Source organism: Vibrio sp. R10-SG3-ISO10 (assembly GCF_059834185.1).
Genome location: NZ_JCBDHG010000020.1, coordinates 543,040 through 561,463 on the forward strand (window position 1 = coordinate 543,040; position 18,424 = coordinate 561,463).

Genomic DNA, 18,424 nt, shown 5'->3' on the forward strand with positions numbered 1-18,424 from the left:
GTGAGTGAGATTCGTTTTTCTACAAAAAATGCGATAAATCTATATTGGGTGTAACTTGAGTTATTATTAAAAAGTGAAGATGACTGACTAAGAATAGGGTCGGAAACAAGCAAGAATATCATTGGTCTTGTTGTAAAAAGCTTGAGGTTCACAGTTAAATATAACGAGCAAATTACCCTACAAATAAACGTAATCATTTAAGTTGTTAGTACCTTAAACCAAACGCAAAAAAACAAATAGTCTCAGTTAGTTAGACATTAGTCGTAGAGTTAGCCTGAAAGTATCAAGAGGTTAGATAATAAGGTAAGAAGAGCCTAGCAATCGCACTAACACTACAATCTGTAGAGCGTACGCTTGAAGATGCAGACATCGCTGGTACGGTTGACGCTATCGTAGCTCACGTCTCTGAGAAGTTTTCGTGCGTTGCTACGCGAGGAATCATTGCTGACCAGATAGTAAAAAACCTGCTTTGTCAGCAGGTTTTTTTATGCCTAGCGTAGCTTCCTGTGCGAAATTGAAAGATAGATAGGCTGATAATCAATAGACTCAATGTAAAAAGTTATCTTACTCAAGCCAACTCTGTCGCTGCGATTGTATTCATTAATAGAGTGATCGAATCCATACGCCGTGGCAGGCGCCATATATTGGGTTACACTTTGCCTTGTTTCAACGATGCCATCGTGGCCATGGCCGCAAATAACGTCTTTTACCTGATGCTTGCGTAAAAGTGCCATGAGTTGCGTGTCATTTTCTAAGCGAATGGCTTGCATCCAGTCTGCGCCAACTGGGATCACGGGGTGGTGGATAACCACTATTGGGTTACTTGTCTTTCGTATTTGCTTTCTGAACTTAGCCAGGCCACGGTTATCTATCCGGCCCGAACCAAGCGGATGTTGAGCATCTATCGGTTTATAGCTTGAGTCGAGGAACAAGACATCTCGACCATGAATCTTAGCTCTATCGGCAACTTGAATGACTGAGCCTTTAAGTTCTTCCCTCATCAGGTGGGAGTCATCATGATTCCCTGCGATGGCAAAAATCGTTTTACTGGTGACATACTGAGTAACAAAGGCGACGAGCTTAGCGTAGTCTCCAGATTTTGGGTTACAGCAAATATCGCCGGTGAGAAGTAGTGTGTCACAGCTGGTATCTTGCTCTGCATGAACCAGAGCTTGTTTTAGGTTCTCATAGCTTGATTCATCACTCAGATGACAATCACTAATTTGATAGACGGTTTTCATTATTTTTTTAGCTAGCCAATTTATTTTAATACGTTGTTTAAATAATCGAGTAATGCCCGAACTTTAGGTGTTGCGCCTCTGTGACTAGGGTATAGCGCATAAAGGGTCACAGGCTTGAACTTCCAATCGGGTAAGACGTTAATTAGCTTACCATTTTCTTCAAACTCTTTAGCCATATAATCGGGCAGTTCTGTGATACCGAGTCCTTGAACCGCCATACGTTTCAACATCGAGAAATCATCACAACGAACACTCGGCTTAAATGACAAATGATGTTCTGCATCACTAGAAATAAGATGCCAATCAGCACTTCGTTCTTTAGCGCTCATCAACATCAATGGTTGTGCAGTGAGTTCATCAGGATGAGATAGATTTTCGAACTCAAGATTGGGGGCGGCATAAAGCCTTAACTCAATGGAGCAAAGACGCTTTGCAACGAGTGTGGAATCGGCCAACTCACCGACTCGAAAAGCGAGATCAAATCCTTCTTCAATCAGATCCACGCGGCGGTTTGTTAGTGTTAGATCCAACTCCACATCTGGGTTTTGCATGCAGAAGGCAGCCAAGTGTTCGGAGAGTAGTGATTGACCCACCCCTAAGGATGTACAAATTCGCAATCGTCCTTGAGGCCTTTGCAACATCGACTCTACGGCGCTATCTGCGGCATCAAGCTCCTCTTTAATTCTCCGGCAGTACTCATAGTAGCGTTGGCCCACTTCAGTCATGTTAAGAGAACGAGTTGAGCGCTCTAATAGTCTGACTCCTAGATGCTTTTCAAGCCGAGTAATCTTACGACTAATGTTCGATTTGGGCGTATTGTAGGCTTCGGCAGCTGCTGTAAAGCTACCTCTTTCCACGACCGTGGCAAAAACCATCAAGTCGTTTAAATCACAATTCAGCATTTCCTGGTCACTGTTATCAAATATTGAACAGTATTGTATCAGGACGCTTATATATCAATATCTCATACCAAACTATTCTACTTCCATCACTTAGAAAATATTAAGGATTAAGCGATGGAAATTCTAACTCTTGACCAACTTCCTCAAGGTGGCTTTGCTGGACTGAAAGAAAAGCAGGTAGTCACAGATTACCGGGTATTTGGCGCTCGCAAGCACCCTAAAACGTCTAACGGCATTGGCAATTTTGTTTACCTAGCAGATGCCAACTTCGTCCCGTATGGCGAAACAGGTATGCACCCACATCGAGAAATTGATGTGATAAGCGTTATGGCGAAAGGGCGTGTTAGCCATAAAGGCTCACTTGAGCATGGCAAAGGCCTTGTTGCTGGCGAGGCTCAGGTGCAGCGTGCTGGTGGGGAAGGTTTTGCACACAATGAAGCCAATCCAGATGGTGTTCCAAACCAGCTTATCCAACTTTGGGTCTTACCTGAGGTAGCAGGAGAACCAGCAGGTTACAAATCCTATACCCCAAAAGCGAATCAACGAACCAGAATATATGGCGGTCGCAACACTCAGTCGGAGACGTTTGACAGCCACACCATTATCGAAATGGTACAAGCTGAGGAAGGTTATCAAACACAGCATCATGGAGAGGTTTTGGCTTATTTGAGTACAGGCCGCGCAGAGATAAATGGGGTTGAAGTTGAAGCAGGGACGCTAGTCCGCGCCGAGGAACTGACTTTTACTGCACGAGAAGAGAGTCAATTGATCCTTATTTTTACAGAACAGTTCTAACCACAAACAATGAGTGAGGGATACACAATGAAAACAAAATATTCAGAGTTTCTAACGGCAGAAAATGCAGTACTAGCAATGATCGATCACCAGACAGGTTTGATGGTAGGGCTAGGGGATGAACATCCTACCGTGCTAAAGAACAACATTGTTGGTTTAACCAGAACCGCGCAAGCGATCGGGTTACCAAGTGTCGTGACAGCAAGCTTACCGGAAGGCCCTAATGGGCCAGTCATGCCTGAGATTACCAACATTTTGGGTGAGAATGTCATTGAACGTGAAGGCCAGATTAATGCGTGGGATAGCTTGGCATTTAAGCAAGCGATAGAAAAAACTGGGCGTAAGAAAATCATTATGGCAGGAATAGTCACCGATGTTTGCTTGTTGTTTCCTGCTTTATCGGCGGTAGAGGAAGGTTACGACGTATACGCTGTTATTGATGCGTCGGGGACGTGGAATAAAACCGTGCAAGAGGTGACAGTGCAACGGCTAACTCAAGCGGGGGTCAAAGTGACGACTTGGGCATCGGTCTTGGCAGAGCTAATGAACGACTGGAGAAGTGAGCATGGTGAAGCTCTGGGTCAGGTATTGGCAGAGCATACGACTAAGTATGGATATGTAATGAATAGCTACTTTGCACGAGGATAGTAATGAAAGGCGCTGAAAATTCAGCGCCACCCTCGCGGCATTGGGTGGCGTTGTATACCTTTATCATTTTATTGCCGCTGGTTTACGCCATACCACCGTTTGTGGTGGAAAACGTTTCAGACAATAAGGAAGTGGTGACCTTTGTCTCGGTCGCCATTATTGTCCCTTTGGTTTCCTATTTGTTTTTGCCTTTGGCAATAAAGATACACTCCGCCGTTAGATCCTAGAAAGACACCTGATTTAAAAACGCCAAACAGAAAAGCCCCACTCGAAAGTGGGGCAGGAGTCAAAACGTGTTTTGACTACGGGGGTTCTAGTCCATTAAGAACCGATTTTAAGCTGTGGCAGCGTTTGCGTTTTTAATGCGCTCGCGTGCGCCGAGTACCAAGGTTAGGCCAAATGCAACGGCGAATGAAATTGCCATACCAGCCACGTAATAACCTAGCTTATCTGGCACAATCGAAATAACACCAGGTAGTCCAGCTGCCCCTAAAGCTTGCGCTTTAACATTGAATAGAGTGATAAAGGCACTTGATGCGGCCGCACCGATAACGGCAGCGATGAATGGGTAACGAAGCTTAAGATTTACCCCGAACATTGCTGGTTCAGTAATACCAAGTAAGGCCGTTACACCAGAGGGCATAGCGATTCCTTTTAGTTTGGTATCTTTAGTTGTAAAACCAACCGCAAGCGCAGAAGCCCCTTGTGCGATGTTTGACATAGCGGCAATTGGGAAAATAAACGTACCGCCGGTCACTGCGATGTCAGCGAGTAACTGTGTTTCAATGGCAATAAAGCTGTGGTGCATGCCGGTAATCACAAATGGTGCGTAAATGAAGCCGAATAGCGCGCCACCGATGAATCCTGCAGAATCGTATAACCAGTTTAGGCCGTCACCAAGTAGGAAACCGATATCACGAGTGATAGGACCAACAAGGGTAAACGTTAAGAAACCGGTAATGAAAATGGCGAGCATCGGAGTCAGCAGGTTATCCAATACTGAAGGGATAACTTTACGCAGGCCGTTTTCTACTTTGGCTAGAATGTATGCAGAGACAAGAACGGGAAGAACTGAACCTTGGTAACCCACTTTTTGGATTTCAAAACCGAAGATGTTCCAAGTCGGGATAGTCCCCGCAACGCTGGCTCCACCGAATCCCCAGCCGTTAAGCAGATCTGGGTGAACCATCAACATACCTAACGCAGCTCCCAAGAATGGGTTGCCACCGAATTTTTTGCTGGCAGAGAAAGCAAGAAGTACTGGCAAGTAGACAAAAGGCGCGTTAGCAAAGGTGTTAATCATACTTGCAAGATCAGCGAGTCCAGGATTTGCATCAATCAAGGATTGTCCGTCGATAAACAGTCCTTTCGCTGTGAGCAAGTTAAAGATACCCATCAACAGACCACCAGCAACAATAGCTGGAATGATTGGAACGAAGATATCAGACAAGCCTTTTACCGCGCGTTGTACGATGTTTTGTTTTTCTGCTCCGGCGCTTGCGACGTCGTTGGTTGACATCTCACTCATGCCAGTAAGTTTTGCCATTTCTGCATGGACTTGGTTAACAATTCCAGAACCAAAAATGATCTGATATTGACCAGCAACTTTAAATTGGCCTTTTACCCCGTCAAGGTTAGCGATAGCTTCTTCATCAATGACGGAGTCATCTTTTAATGCTAAACGTAGGCGTGTTGCACAGTGGGCGAGCGCTTGCAGGTTATCTCTACCTCCAAGAAGCTCCAGCAGCTCTTTTGCAATAATTGGATAATTCATTCCAAACCCCGGTTGTTATCTTTTGCTTATTTAGTTAATAGTTCAAAAAGGTGTTGAATACTTTTTGGGAACGTTTGCAAGATTGATTTTTGGCGATCTATAAGATTCAGTCAAAACATATTAGGTTTTTATGTGAGATGGATCTGCTAAAATATTTTGCTAAACCGTTTGGGCAAAGTGGATTTTGTTTCCAAATCTGGTAGTTTTGCAAACAATCCCAATAATTTATTAAGAGAGCACTTCATGGCAAGCTTACATGACGTCGCACAATTGGCTGGAGTCTCTAAATCGACCGTATCCCGAGTGATTAATAACGAATACGGCGTAAAAGAGGCTACTAAGGTTAAAGTGATGAAAGCGGTAGAAGAGGTTGGCTATGTGGTCAATCAGGTCGCGAAAGACCTCAAATCACAAAAAACCAATCTGGTTGGCGTTATCGTACCTCGGGTTTCTTCTCATGCGACTGCGCAGGGAATTGATGGTTTAAGCCGCATATTTGAATGGGCTGGGAAACAAGTGTTACTGGCGAGTACTCAACTGTCCGATGAAAAAGAAATTGAGTATATTCAGTTGTTTAACCAAAAGCGTGTTGAAGGGATAGTACTTTATGCTACTCATATCGATGCTGAGTTGGTTAAAGCGATATCTCAGTCCAAAGCGCCAGTTGTGCTGGTGGGACAAGATGGCTCTCTGTTCAATATTCCAAGCGTTGTTCATGACGACCTTAGGGTAGGCTTTGAAGCGGGTAATCGGTTAATTGCGGCGGGGTGCGAGCATATAGGCTTTATTGGTGTAGCGGATTCTGATTTAGCGGTAGACAAGTTGCGCTCTGATGGCTTGATACAGGCATTGAACATGGCAGGTAGTAAAACGCTTCTGTTCCACAATCACGGAGAATTCAGCATCGATTCTGGCTACGCCCATATGAAGCAAATACTTCAAGAGCATCCAAGCGTAGATGGTGTCTTTTGTGCGACTGACCGTATTGCTGTTGGAGCAATAAAAGCGCTCCAAGAGGCAGGAATTGAAGTGGGTAAACAAATCAAAGTTCTTGGAGTCGGCAATGACGAGCTGGGATACATCAACTCGCCAAGTTTATCTACCTTTAACTATGCTTTTGATAAGGCTGGGGAAAATGGTGCAAAAATGTTGCTGGAGCTAATTGACGGAAAGCCACAAGTGATGAGTAAACTCGTGTTAACGTTCCAAAATATTGAGCGAGAAACCTGCTAGCCAGAACAGGTTCTCTTTAAGAAAAAGCCTGAGCTATCAGGCTTTTTTTGTGCTCTTGATCACGACAATAGCGGCCAAACAGCACGACATCTCTTGTACTTTCTAATCTGATAATGTAGTTTTGCAAACGTTCCCAATTTTTAGGTAATTTTTGATGTCTGTTGAACACTATCTCACCCTTTGTGGTGGCAAAAACAATGTTACTCGGGTTTTAGTTCCTAATGATGAGCTGATTTTAGCGGTTGCTGATGTTTCGTTAGTGGCTGACAGCCATCTTATCGTAGATGTTAGGGACATACTGGGGGAATCTCAGGTGGTGTTTAAGCGTACTCAGTCATTTGATAGTGAAGCCCTGCTAAAAGTAGGCCGATACATCGCAGAAAACCAACGTGCAGCACTCGCACCAAGGTTAGCACTGACTGCATGCCCGCATCGACCGAATTGGCATGTCTCTCCGCCTCAAGGTCTGCTTAACGACCCAAATGGTTTTGTCTTCCACAATGGTGAGTATCACCTTTTTTACCAATGGTATCCGCACGCTTGCGTGCATAAAGACAAGTACTGGGCGCATCTCTCAAGCGCTGATTTGGTCAACTGGCAGTGGCAATCTACTGCGTTGACACCTTCAGATTGGTTTGACTCTCATGGAGTGTTCTCTGGTCATGCACTTAGCCATGACAACCAATTGATGCTGTTCTATACGGGTAATACTCGAATTGGTGAGCAACGCGATCGTCATACAACCCAGTGTTTAGCGATATCGGATGACGGTTATCACTTTATCAAGCATGGTCCAGTGATCGATTGCCTTCCTGAAGGTGTCACCCCGCATATTAGAGATCCTAAAATTGTGCGTTACGGTGAAGAGTGGGTGATGTTACTTGGAGCACAAACTAGCGATCTGCAGGGGCGCTTAGCGATTTACACTTCAGATAACCTAAAAGAATGGAAGTTCAAAGGGCTGTATGGAGAAGAGTTGGGTGACTTTGGCTACATGTGGGAGTGTCCAGATCTATTTACGATTGCAGAGCATACCTATGCCGTGATTGGGCCTCAGGGCATTGAATCGTTTTCTAAGCATAATACCATCCCACATCACAACGGCATTGCTCGTGCGAAATTGAGTCACGAAAACGGTATCGAGTTATCTGACTTTACACATCTTGACTACGGCTTTGATTTTTACGCCCCTCAAACCTTGTTAACTGCCGATGGCAGGCGGGTTATGTGTGGTTGGATGGGACTACCCGATGAAGTTGATCAGCCTTCTTCAGATAATGGTTGGGTACACCAACTAACCGCGATGCGTGAATTGACAGTAAAAGATGGGAAACTGAATCAGTGGCCAATCAAAGAGATAGAGCAGCTCGCGCAAGCTGAGCAGTCTATTGAACTTACGGCAGAGCGCTATGATTTAGAAACGAAGTCATTTGATTTAAGTGTTTCTCTAGAGTGGGGGAGTGAGTTGCGTCTATTTGAAAATGATGATCAAGCTTTGGTACTTAAAGCAGATTCAGATAACCAACGTCTAGTCATGGATCGCTCGAAAACACTAAACCGAGCACCGGATACGATCCGTGAACTGCCACTGATATCGGACAGAATTGATCTACGTATTTTGGCTGACAACTCTTCAATTGAAGTGTTTGTTAACGGTGGGCAAGCGGTAATGACATCACGAGTGTTTACAGCGGAAAACGCAACTGGGATATCAATTAAAGGCACGTCACTTGATGCAAGATACAGACGCTTAAATGCGAGCAATGCGCCTTTCAGTTCAAACTAAAATTGCTGGTCTCTGACGAAAAAAAGGCCCCGAGTACAGTTCTCGGGGCCTTCGTTTATCTGCTCGTTCTCATATTATACCAATCGGGATAAATAGCTGATCAGATAATTGCGCAGGAAAAATCGCTTAGAGCAAGGCATAGATTGCAGCTAGCTAGTTGACCTACCTACAAAAGCTATAACGCTGCTATCAGCGATTTTAACCAGCAAGAATGACCAGAAATTTATTCTGGTTGGTATCACATCTAGATATACTCTAACAATGCTTGTTGAGTTGGTAACGCGGTCATTGCACCCTTTTGAGTCGTAGCTAAAGCACCACAACCGTTCGCCCATTGAACTGCAGCCTCGATATTTGAACTGTTCGCCCAGTCACTGTGTTGCGAAAGTTTGGCTAACAAACCACCTACGAACGCATCGCCCGCACCAGTCGTGTCGACTGGCTTAACGGTTTGACCTGAGAGCAAACGTCGCTCACCTTCGAAGACGACAAGCGCACCTTTTGCACCTTGAGTGACAAGAACCAATGAGTTGCTATCGCTTTCAATGGCTTTTAATCCATCTTCAAGCGCAGTGGTGTTGGTCAGAAACATCAGTTCATCATCAGAAAATTTTACTACGTCAGCGAGCGCAATCGCTTGTTTGACCACGGGTTTGAGTTCGTCTGGCTGTGCCCACACTTCTTCACGTAGGTTTGGGTCAAAGCTGACAAAGCCACCAACAGCTTTGATTTCGCGCATCGCTTTAAGAGTGCTGCTGCGGCTCGGTTCGTTCGCCAATGCAATCGAGCACACGTGTAGCCATTCGCCTGCCTTAAACTGAGGAATGTCACTTTCAGCTAAAAACTGATCAGCACTGGGTTTAACCATAAAGGTAAAGCTGCGCTCACCGCTGTCATCTAGATCAACAATCACTGTCGAAGTGCGATGCGTATCATCTAGCAGCATAAACTCAGTATCTACTTGTTCATCAGCAAGTGTGTTCTGCATAAATCTGCCAAGGGGATCTTGACCAACACGACCAAAGAATGCGCTTTTTCCACCAAGTCTAGCGATCGCAACCGCTACATTGGCTGGCGCGCCACCTGGACATTTTAAGTAGGTTGATTCGGTATCCGGAATTAGGTCAACGACGGCGTCGCCTGTCACCCAAACTCTGTTCATAGTTGTCACCTCTAATCTCTCAATAACGATGCTCTAATTATAAAGCTAAAACGGTTTAGCTAGTAGCTAAATCGAGTTATAATGAATGCTAAGAGAGTGAATTGTGATCCAATCCGATCTTTTAGATTCCACTAGGGTCGACAAAGCGATAAGACGTGCAAACAGTTAGCTATATTGCTTGATGCCAGTAGAATAGGTTGGGGCACGCCACTCTTAGACGACGAGCATTAACAGGTAAAGAATGACAACGAAAAAGCTTAAGCTAGCCGATATTGCTGAATTGGCAGGCGTTTCAAAATCGACCGTAAGTTTTGTGCTCAATGGTCATGCTAAAAAACACCGCATAAATAAAGAAACAGTAAAGAAAGTAGAAGCTATCGCTATGGCAAACAACTATTCGCCAAGCATTTATGCGCGGGCGTTGAAGTCTAAGCAGACCTATACTGCAGGGCTTGTCATTCCTGATCTGGCCAACATGGGTTTTGCTACCATCGCAAAACGACTGGAGGTGCTTTGTCGTAGTGAAGGTTACCAACTGTTAATCGCATCATCAGACGATGATCCAGAAATGGAAAAGCAGGCGATTCAAAGCTTGGTCGACAGGCAGGTCGATGTGTTATTGATTGCGACGTCTCAAACTAGTGAGAACGACTTACAGCCACTGAAACAGACGACGCCTGTTGTTCTTTTTGACCGAGTATTTGAAGACAGCGTCTTTACCAATATAAAAACGGACGCTGCTAGCGCGACTCAAGAGGTCGTTGCGAACTTAGTGAAAGGTCTTGATGAGTGTTTTTATATCGGTGGGCAACTGGATCTCTCACCGAGTAGGGAGCGTTTCTCTGGTTACCAAGCGGGATTACAGCAGGCCGGAATCAAGTATCGGGATGAGTTTGTTTTTCACCAAGACTATCAGCCTGGTTCTGGTTACGACATGATGGCCAAAGTGGTCGAGAAAAATGGCCGAGTACCAAAATCTGTATTTACCGCCTCATATTCGTTGCTAGAAGGCGTATTGCGTTATTTGACGGAAAAGAACTTACTGATGTCTGATGTTCGTATCGCAACCTTTGATAACTACGATATTTTAGATTGTCTGCCAATTAAAATAGATTCGGTAGAACAAGATTGTGACTTGATTGCACAAGCTTTATTTGAATCAGGAAAGGCGCTGTTAAATGAACCCAATCGACAACCCGAACAGTTAGTGTTTCCGGCTAATATCCACTATCGACGCTAAGTAAGGTCTTCTACGCAGATCTTTACCTTGCCAAAACGAGCTAAGGTTTCTCTTTCGTCACTCTGATACCAACAAGCTGGCATTGCGTTTTGCAGGCCAGCTTTTTTAAGCTCTTGGAGTTCTTGCTTCGAGATGGTCGCATAGTGAAGTAAGCTATCAAGAATTCGCCTTAGGGAGTTTGGTGTTAGCTCTCCATCTCGCCAGTAACGCTTGATTTCGCCAATGACCACCGCCAGTGGGACAACAGGCTCTAGTGCAGAGTCTTGAATATCTTGAACACTAGTTGATCGCGGAGCCTTCGCACGAGCGGTTTCCCAATCGGGCTTGTTTTTGCTCGTGACGAAGCCTTCTCGATAACAGTAATAGCTAAACAGAAAGCGCTCTATTTGCGGCCAACGTTCTGCTTTCACTTCCAAATAGATGTGTTCAAATTCGATGTCCAGATCGGTCATGACTTGATGTATCGCCTAACAGTGCATGATGGTAGCGAGAGTCTACGCTTAGCCCATTGCCACCGCAAGGGAATTGGTATTGTGCTGTTTCTTGATTGCCATGAGCAGTTGGACCAATAGCAATACACCGGTAACACCTAAACCAATCCCAATACCACCCCAGATGCCCGCTAGCTCGAAGTGCGGCATTAACAGCCACGCCGCTGGCAGACCAAACACCCAGTAGCCAATCGCTGTCATGATGGTTGGGCCCATAACAATCTTTATTCCGCGTAGTAGGTTGATAGCTAACAGCTGCCATGCGTCAACGATGAATGACAACGCAACAACCCAAAGTACCATCGCTAACAAGTGCGTGAGTTCACCATCAAGGTTAAACATACCTGCGATAAGCTCTGGCCAAAGCATAAAGCCCCCCGCAAGAATGATACTGAGCACTGTTGTAATGCCAAAGCTACGTAGGGCGGTACGCTTAATGCCATCGTAGTTCTCTGCGCCAAAGTCTTGGCCAACAAGAATGGCGGCGGCTTGAGAAAAACCAAAGTTAATGTTCCACGTAAAGCTCAAACATTGCAGAAGGATCTGATGTAAGGCTAACGCTGCGATACTGATGGTGCCTGCCATGAGTGTGCCGCCGTAAATTAGGCCGTGTTCTAGTAATGCAGCTAAAGCGATCGGTAATCCCATTGCCAGTAACGGAGTCAGCAAGGATAGCGAGTACTCATCCTTGTTAAGCCAAGGAGCAAAAGAGGCATACTCTGGGCGTTTAAATACCCATGCGGCGTAGCCAATCATGACAATGAATGCAGCAAGTGCTGTCCCTGCGCCTAAGCCCGCGAGCCCTAAGTCCATAGTGAATGCAAGTACGTAGCTGATTGGGACGTTTAACGCGACGGTCAGTAATGACATCACCATAATCGAACGTACATTGCCGAAAGCACTGGTTAAGCCGCGCAGTACGAGAAGGAGTAGGGAAGGCAGCATCGCCCATTTCAATGTATCGACATATTGCATTGCAGGCGCTGCGAGTTCACTCGGTTGATTCGCGATCGCAAGTAACTGAGGAACAAACATGAAGCTGATGCTAAGTACTAGGCTTAGAATCACCGACAATAGTACCGCTCCTTTAACGGCCAGTCTGATCTGTTGGTTGCCAAATTCCGGACGAGCAATTCTCTGGCCGTAGGCGATGGCAATTAAGTTAGCGACGCAGCCCACTGTACTGCTCGCCACGATAAACACGAAAGAGTAGATTGAAGCGCCTAAACCTCCCGCAGCAATAGCAGACACACTTAATCGCGACATCATCCAAACATCAGTAAGTACCAATGCCATAGAGATCATTTGCGAGATGATAAGTGGTATAGCGAGAGAGAGAATTTTTTTCATTGGGAGCCTCGTGATCATTATCACATAAAGGTAAGGGTTATCAGACTGGCGTTCAAATGACATTTATGCCACTCTGACATGAGTTCAGATCATGTGAGAGTTATATGAGCCCTTATTCCAGTCTTCCTTATTCGCACAATGGATTAAAAGTGTTTGAGGCAGTGGCACGCTTAATGAGTTTTACCAAAGCTGCAGATGAGCTAAACGTTACGCAAAGTGCTGTTAGTAGACAGATAAAACAACTTGAAGACGAGTTGAATGCATCGCTGCTAATTCGCAAACATCGCAGTATCGAATTGACCGCTCAAGGGAAAGACTTGTATGAAGTACTGAGGCAAAATTTCCATAACCTGGAGTCATTAATCACTCAATGGAAGGCTCCGGCTAAAAAGCGCATCGTGATCAAAAGTGCATTAAGTTATGCCACGCGCGTTTTGATGCCCAATGTCGCTATGCTCAATGAGAAATACCCCGAGCATGAGATAGTTATCATCCCATCCATCGAAGAAGATCCCGTACTCGAATCAGAAGATTGCGATCTATTGATCATCAACACTCGGCAAAAAGAGAGATACCTGGGTAAACAAGGTGTGACTTTCTTGCGTGCCGAGTACATGGCGCCAGTTTATGCCGAACTGTTGTCAGATAAGAGTATTCAGATTGAAGATGTGCTTAAGCTTCCTCATTTGCATGCTACGCTTGATCATCAGGACTGGAAACTATGGATTGCTAACGCGGATCTTAAAGGGAAAAAGCTCGGTCGTGACACGGTATTCTTTAGTTTAGATCTGGCACTGAGTGCCTGTCTGTCAGGGCAGGGGGTAACCGTAACGGATTTGCTATTGGTATTACCTGAACTCAAACGAAAGTTCCTTAAATGTCCTGAAGCCATTGCTTTACAGCATAGTGATTGGCAATACTATTGTTATCAGAAAAACCATACTCCTATTGCCAATGAGATTTTGGATTGGTTAGTGTCGCAAACCGAATCTGAAGTGGCTGAACTTAAACAATTGTGCACAAAGTTCAGTTGGAGTACTGTCAAAGTTGACCTCTAGAAACGTTTAATGAAATTATGCAAAAACTGCATATTTTTCAAATAATTATTCTTAATTAAAATTGTCATTAATGTGACGAGAAGAAGAAAATTCTCATCGAATGGTCAGTACACTCAGTCGAAAACATTCTCATTGAGTGACAATAACAACCCTGCAAATACAACTGACGTGAACTTAGGTTCTATCTCGTTTCATATGCGGAGAATTAAGATGAAAACATGGTCTGTATCCTTTTTAGCAACTGCTGTAGCTGTCGCGTTAAGTGGTAATGCGATAGCTTGTACTGGTCTTATCGTCGGCAAAGGGGCATCTAGCGATGGCAGTATAATGATTGCGCGTAACGAAGACTTTGGTATCAATAACTGGAACAAATACCTAGAGTATCGGCCAGCACAAGACAATCCAGAAGGAGACTGGACACTTGGCAATGGTTTGGTTGTTCCTATGCCGAAGCACTTTTATGCCTACTCCGCGATACCAGATTGGGATGCGAAAACTGTCGACAGTGATGGCAAGTTCTATGAAGAGCGCGGCATCAATGAGCATAACGTTGCCATCTCCGCGACGACCAGTGCAGAAATAAACGACAAAGTCGCTAAGGTTGATCCTCTAGTCGACAATGGTGTGATCGAAGCGATTATTCCTACCTTAATTCTTCCGCAAGCTGAAAATGCTAAACAAGCTGTAAAGCTTCTAGGTCAATACATCGAAACGTATGGTGCAGGAGAGGGCAACAGCCTCTACATTGCGGACATCAACGAAGCTTGGTTGTTTGAAATTGGTTCTGGTCACCATTGGATTGCGGTAAAAGTGCCAGATGATAGCTATGCGATGATTGCCAATGGCTTGCGCGTACATGGCGTGAATCTCGCGAGCAAAGATGTTCTGCATTCGAAAGGCATGTTTGAGTTCGTGGAGCAACATAAGCTTCTCGACAAAGCAGACAAAAAATCGTTCAACTTTGCCAAGGCCTTCGGAGTAATAGGGGATGAGTACAATATTGACCGCGAATGGCTAGGGCAGAAAATGTTGACTCCATCTAAGTACCAACAAAGTCGACTTGCACAGTATCCGTTGTTTATGAAGCCTGACGAGAAAATATCGGTGAAAGATGTCGCGGAAGTCTTGAGTGCGACTTATGACGGAACTGCTCTAGAAGGCAAAGCGAAACGACCAATTCGTGTAGAGCGTCAGCTAGAATCGCACGTTATTCAATTACGTCCTAACATGCCAGATGAACTTCAAGGCGTGATTTGGCAAAGCTTTGGCGTGTTGCCAGAGTCAGTGTTAGTGCCGCTGTACTCCACATTGCAACAATACCCTAAGGCCTTCCAAGTTGGTGATGACACCTATAGTGATGATTCTGCTTATTGGCAGTTCCGCAGCTTAACGGCATTGGCTTCTGCTAACCCAGATAAATACTTGCCGATATTAAAAGCGACTTGGGATGAAGAAGAAACCCAACTCTACAAGCAAGTGAAGCATTTAGATAAAACGCTAACAGGCATGTACAAAGCCGACAAACAGGCAGCCTTAAATATGGCCGCAGATTACTCCTACGGGCAGCTTAAACGCACGTTAAGTATGGCAACTGAGCTTAGATATAAGATGATGACAGACTTAACTAAGAGTACAGAGAAGAAGTACTCCGAAGAAGAGTTTAAGAAAATCATGAGCCTTTAAGCTCTTATAAAGCAAAAAACGGAGCGCAATGCTCCGTTTTCTTATGCTGGGCTTTTAGCTTGCTTTATCGTACTTGGGTTCAAGGCCAAAGCTTTGTCTTAAATCGGCAAGGAAGATCGGGTCTTCACACATGGCTTTTTCCGGTTCATCGCTGATTTTCGCGACGGCGGCGCCATTGCACTCTGTCATTTTAATGACCATCGACAGCGGTTGGTAACGGCTGGTTTCATCTGACCAATCGCCCATGTCGTTCGCCAGAAACGTACCGATACCGAAACTAATACTAGCTCGATCTGCAAAGTATTCGCTAATTTCCAACGCACGTTCAAAGTCCAGCCCGTCGGTAAAGATCAGCACTTTTGACTTTGGATCGATACCCAGTGACTCATAATGAGCGATCATTTTGTCACCCCAGTCAAATGGGCTTCCAGAGTCGTGTCGTACGCCAGCATAGACACTTGCACGTTCATAGGTGAAGTCTTGCAAAAATGCATCAATACCTATGGTGTCTGTCAGTGCAATGCCGAGCTTGCCATTAAATGCTTGATGCCACTTGTCTAAGGCGACCTTTTGCGACTGAGCTGGCTCCACCAGTTGCTGGTGAGCCATAAACCATTCGTGTGCCACCGTTCCGATTGGCGTTAAATCAAATTGTTTGGCTAAGTGGTAGTTACTTGTACCGCTCATCAGTTCAGGTGCATGCTGGTGAAGGTAGCTGACTAAGTCACGCTGCACTTGGGCGCTAAAACGGCGTCGGCTTCCCATCTCCGAGAACTGGAAATGAGTAATATTTCTGCGTTTTAATTCAGACTTGAGATAAGTGATTTTTTCTTCCAGCACACTGGCAAACTGCGAATAAGGAATGGCATTCCATAGAGTTCTATTACGCACTTCAGAGATAATACTCATAACGAGTGTTTCGTAGAGAATGGTTTCATGCCAAAGCCCTGAAATCGAAACACGAAGTTGACCATCAAGTGTGGTTACGCTGACTTGTTGCAGAGGTCTGAACTCGAACTCACTCAAGTAAGCGAGAAAGTCTGAGTCAAGGTAAGGGGCTTTCGCCTCAAGGTAAGCGATTTCTTCTTGGCTGAATGTAACTTGTGCGAGTTTGCCAATCTCGTTTTTAACGTCGCTTTTTAAACCAGATAAATCTTCGTTTGAGCGAACAATAAGTTCATAGCGAACCTGGGTATCTGGATAAAACTTTCGCGCTGCATGCATCATGTTGATCTTATAGACATCGAGATCAAGTGCGCTTTGGATGATGTTGTCGTTAAAAAGCTTGGCGGTCATTCAGCCATCCTATGTTTCTTAGGGCTTTATTGTTGTACTGAACTTTAAATAAGCACTTAGGGTTTGTCAAATTATGTTATTAACTATAGTTGGTTTGATTGGAATTTGTCTATTCTACTTTTGTTGAATAGATATATGCTTATAGAAGTAAGGGGTGAAGTGAGTATGGCAAGGTAAGTCACGTATTGTTACTTTCCTGTTGATATTATACGTTGTGGTGGTAATGTATCTAACAATTAAGGAGTTAGGGGTCGTACGATGATTGTCACCATTGACATGATATGCCTTAGGTTAGGTGATGAAGGGTTAGAGACCTTACTGATCAAAAGAAACAACCCAGACAGACCGGAACATGGCTTATGGTCAATACCTGGTGGATTTGTCTTTGAGCAGGATTTATCTAATCAGGGAGGGCAGCAAGCAGACCAAGATTTTGATGCTGCTCGTAAGCGTATTTGTCGCCAAAAAATACATACTTACCCCAATTACATCAGTCAACCGATGGTTGACGGGAATCCTAAGCGCGACCCAGAAGGTTGGAGTGTCACCATTGCTCATTATGCGTTGCTCAACCAAGCGAATGTAGAGCAAATCGAAAACTGTGGCTTGTGCCAAGAGCAACTGAGATGGTTTCCACTGAATAGTATTCAGGACGATGATATTGAATTGGCTTTTGACCATGCCGATTTGATTAAGCTCGCGTGGAAAAAGCTGCGAGCGGCGGTTGAGTACACCTCAGTCGCGCTGTTTGCTTTAGACCGAGAGTTTCTTGTTTCAGACATCATTGCCGCATACGCAAAATTTGGTGTAGAGGTGAATCGCATGACGGTTAAACGCCGTCTGATTGATACCGGAGTCATTATCAGTGCGAATAAAATGGCTTCAACAAACCGTGGTAAAGGTGGCAAACCCGCTCAAGTGTATAGCCTTGGTGAAAAGTGTGTAACCTATTTCCAAACCTGCCTGCGATGATGACGCAAGGAGAGAATAATGCAATTTCAGACGATTAAGATTGATAAAACCACAACGGCCTCGATTGATGTTGATCCGCAGAAAGGCTTTAGCGAGTTATGCCCTAAAGAGCTGCCTGTACAGGGTGCTTTAGAGATTGTTGAAGAACTCAAGTGCAATCACAGTAAAGCTTCAGTGCGTTTGGTTTCTCGCGACATGCATCCACCCGGTGCTGCGTGGGAGGCCGAAACGCCAGAAAAGATGCTTGAGCCCGTTGGCCTTCCGGAGGTAGATATTAAGTGGAATCCACACTGCGTAGTGGGGACGTCTGGTGTGGAACTGTTGCCTGGTTTACCTGAAATTCGAGACTATGATTTCCAAATCAATAAGGGTATTGACCCTGATGCCCATCCGTACGGGGCGTTTTATCACGATCAGGCTGATACGCTTTCTACTGGCGGAATCGAGTTCTTACGTGCCAAGCAGATCGAAACCGTTATAGTTGGCGGACTCGCTTTGGATTTTTGTGTGAAAAAGTCGATTGAGCAGCTTGTAGAGGCGGGTTTTAAGGTAATACTCAATCTTGCCTCAACCAGAGCTGTGTTTCCTGACAATGCGAATAACGTTGCCAATGCGTTGGCCAAGAAAGGTGTGGTCTTGATAAAAGATGCTAGAGGTTTGGAATAAACGACGGAGCGAGTATCGCTCCGTTTTTGATCGCAAAGATGCGATAAGTATCATCTGAGTATTTGTATGACAGGTTTTGTGAGTTTTCGCCATTTGTTACGAGAAAAACTGAGTTAACCTCAGCTCA

The 18,424-nt window shown here is 44.8% G+C and carries 17 protein-coding genes and 1 pseudogene; 11 read left to right on the forward strand and 7 right to left on the reverse strand.

From position 1 onward, the window contains the following. Nucleotides 1-302 precede the first annotated feature (302 nt). Nucleotides 303-416, forward strand: a pseudogene (locus tag AC6R16_RS12490) (phenylalanine--tRNA ligase subunit beta-related protein); the annotation flags it as partial. A gap of 75 nt (nucleotides 417-491) precedes the next feature. Here AC6R16_RS12490 and AC6R16_RS12495 read toward each other — a convergent pair. Then, nucleotides 492-1,241, reverse strand: a complete 750-nt coding sequence (locus AC6R16_RS12495) for a metallophosphoesterase family protein (protein ID WP_500674549.1) — start codon at nucleotides 1,239-1,241, stop codon at nucleotides 492-494. A 20-nt stretch (nucleotides 1,242-1,261) separates the two neighbouring features. Then, entirely contained in the window at nucleotides 1,262-2,143 is an 882-nt protein-coding gene (locus AC6R16_RS12500) for a LysR family transcriptional regulator (RefSeq protein ID WP_500674550.1), read from the reverse strand. 114 nt (nucleotides 2,144-2,257) lie between these two features. On the opposite strand from AC6R16_RS12500, the gene AC6R16_RS12505 reads away from it, so the two are divergent. The 3 genes from AC6R16_RS12505 to AC6R16_RS12515 are packed head-to-tail and all read left to right on the forward strand — an operon-like array spanning nucleotide 2,258 to nucleotide 3,813. Further along, nucleotides 2,258-2,938, forward strand: coding sequence for a pirin family protein (locus AC6R16_RS12505; RefSeq protein WP_500674551.1), 681 nt, complete (start codon nucleotides 2,258-2,260; stop codon nucleotides 2,936-2,938). Between the two features lie 27 nt (nucleotides 2,939-2,965). Next, nucleotides 2,966-3,586, forward strand: coding sequence for an isochorismatase family protein (locus tag AC6R16_RS12510; RefSeq protein ID WP_486794197.1), 621 nt, complete (start codon nucleotides 2,966-2,968; stop codon nucleotides 3,584-3,586). A gap of 2 nt (nucleotides 3,587-3,588) precedes the next feature. Then, nucleotides 3,589-3,813: a putative antibiotic biosynthesis monooxygenase gene (locus AC6R16_RS12515; RefSeq protein WP_500639038.1), complete on the forward strand. Its 225-nt coding sequence runs from the start codon at nucleotides 3,589-3,591 to the stop codon at nucleotides 3,811-3,813. A 107-nt stretch (nucleotides 3,814-3,920) separates the two neighbouring features. Here the strand turns inward: AC6R16_RS12515 and AC6R16_RS12520 are convergent, their stop codons facing one another. After that, nucleotides 3,921-5,360: a sucrose-specific PTS transporter subunit IIBC gene (locus tag AC6R16_RS12520; protein ID WP_500674552.1), complete on the reverse strand. Its 1,440-nt coding sequence runs from the start codon at nucleotides 5,358-5,360 to the stop codon at nucleotides 3,921-3,923. 243 nt (nucleotides 5,361-5,603) lie between these two features. On the opposite strand from AC6R16_RS12520, the gene AC6R16_RS12525 reads away from it, so the two are divergent. Together AC6R16_RS12525 and AC6R16_RS12530 are read left to right on the forward strand one after the other, a co-directional pair. Continuing rightward, nucleotides 5,604-6,593 carry a LacI family DNA-binding transcriptional regulator gene (locus tag AC6R16_RS12525; RefSeq protein ID WP_500674553.1) on the forward strand — a complete coding sequence of 330 codons (990 nt, stop codon included), beginning with the start codon at nucleotides 5,604-5,606 and terminating at the stop codon, nucleotides 6,591-6,593. A 154-nt stretch (nucleotides 6,594-6,747) separates the two neighbouring features. Further along, entirely contained in the window at nucleotides 6,748-8,379 is a 1,632-nt protein-coding gene (locus tag AC6R16_RS12530) for a glycoside hydrolase family 32 protein (protein WP_500674554.1), read from the forward strand. A gap of 244 nt (nucleotides 8,380-8,623) precedes the next feature. Here AC6R16_RS12530 and cscK read toward each other — a convergent pair whose 3' ends face one another. Continuing rightward, complete coding sequence (gene cscK, locus AC6R16_RS12535) at nucleotides 8,624-9,541, reverse strand: fructokinase (RefSeq protein WP_500674555.1); 918 nt, start codon at nucleotides 9,539-9,541, stop codon at nucleotides 8,624-8,626. 241 nt (nucleotides 9,542-9,782) lie between these two features. Here cscK and AC6R16_RS12540 point away from each other — a divergent pair, with 241 nt between their 5' ends. Continuing rightward, nucleotides 9,783-10,781, forward strand: a complete 999-nt coding sequence (locus tag AC6R16_RS12540) for a LacI family DNA-binding transcriptional regulator (RefSeq protein WP_500674556.1) — start codon at nucleotides 9,783-9,785, stop codon at nucleotides 10,779-10,781. Here the strand turns inward: AC6R16_RS12540 and AC6R16_RS12545 are convergent. Together AC6R16_RS12545 and AC6R16_RS12550 are read right to left on the reverse strand one after the other, a co-directional pair. Next, nucleotides 10,778-11,233 (reverse strand): hypothetical protein, encoded by a 456-nt coding sequence (locus tag AC6R16_RS12545; RefSeq protein ID WP_500674557.1) that lies wholly within the window; start codon nucleotides 11,231-11,233, stop codon nucleotides 10,778-10,780. The two genes, AC6R16_RS12540 and AC6R16_RS12545, sit on opposite strands and share 4 nt — an antisense overlap. Nucleotides 11,234-11,281: 48 nt before the next feature. Further along, nucleotides 11,282-12,622 (reverse strand): MATE family efflux transporter, encoded by a 1,341-nt coding sequence (locus tag AC6R16_RS12550; protein WP_500674558.1) that lies wholly within the window; start codon nucleotides 12,620-12,622, stop codon nucleotides 11,282-11,284. Nucleotides 12,623-12,726: 104 nt separating this feature from the next. Here AC6R16_RS12550 and AC6R16_RS12555 point away from each other — a divergent pair, with 104 nt between their 5' ends. Continuing rightward, nucleotides 12,727-13,680, forward strand: coding sequence for a LysR family transcriptional regulator (locus tag AC6R16_RS12555; RefSeq protein ID WP_500674559.1), 954 nt, complete (start codon nucleotides 12,727-12,729; stop codon nucleotides 13,678-13,680). 210 nt (nucleotides 13,681-13,890) lie between these two features. Further along, nucleotides 13,891-15,363 carry a C69 family dipeptidase gene (locus AC6R16_RS12560; protein WP_500674560.1) on the forward strand — a complete coding sequence of 491 codons (1,473 nt, stop codon included), beginning with the start codon at nucleotides 13,891-13,893 and terminating at the stop codon, nucleotides 15,361-15,363. Nucleotides 15,364-15,417: 54 nt separating this feature from the next. Here AC6R16_RS12560 and pncB read toward each other — a convergent pair whose 3' ends face one another. Continuing rightward, a complete protein-coding gene (gene pncB / locus AC6R16_RS12565; RefSeq protein WP_500674561.1) occupies nucleotides 15,418-16,659 on the reverse strand; it encodes a nicotinate phosphoribosyltransferase in 1,242 nt (413 codons plus the stop codon). 258 nt (nucleotides 16,660-16,917) lie between these two features. Here pncB and AC6R16_RS12570 point away from each other — a divergent pair, with 258 nt between their 5' ends. Next, nucleotides 16,918-17,631 (forward strand): NUDIX hydrolase, encoded by a 714-nt coding sequence (locus AC6R16_RS12570; RefSeq protein WP_500674562.1) that lies wholly within the window; start codon nucleotides 16,918-16,920, stop codon nucleotides 17,629-17,631. A gap of 18 nt (nucleotides 17,632-17,649) precedes the next feature. Then, a complete protein-coding gene (locus AC6R16_RS12575) occupies nucleotides 17,650-18,297 on the forward strand; it encodes an isochorismatase family protein (protein ID WP_500674563.1) in 648 nt (215 codons plus the stop codon). Nucleotides 18,298-18,424 lie beyond the last annotated feature (127 nt).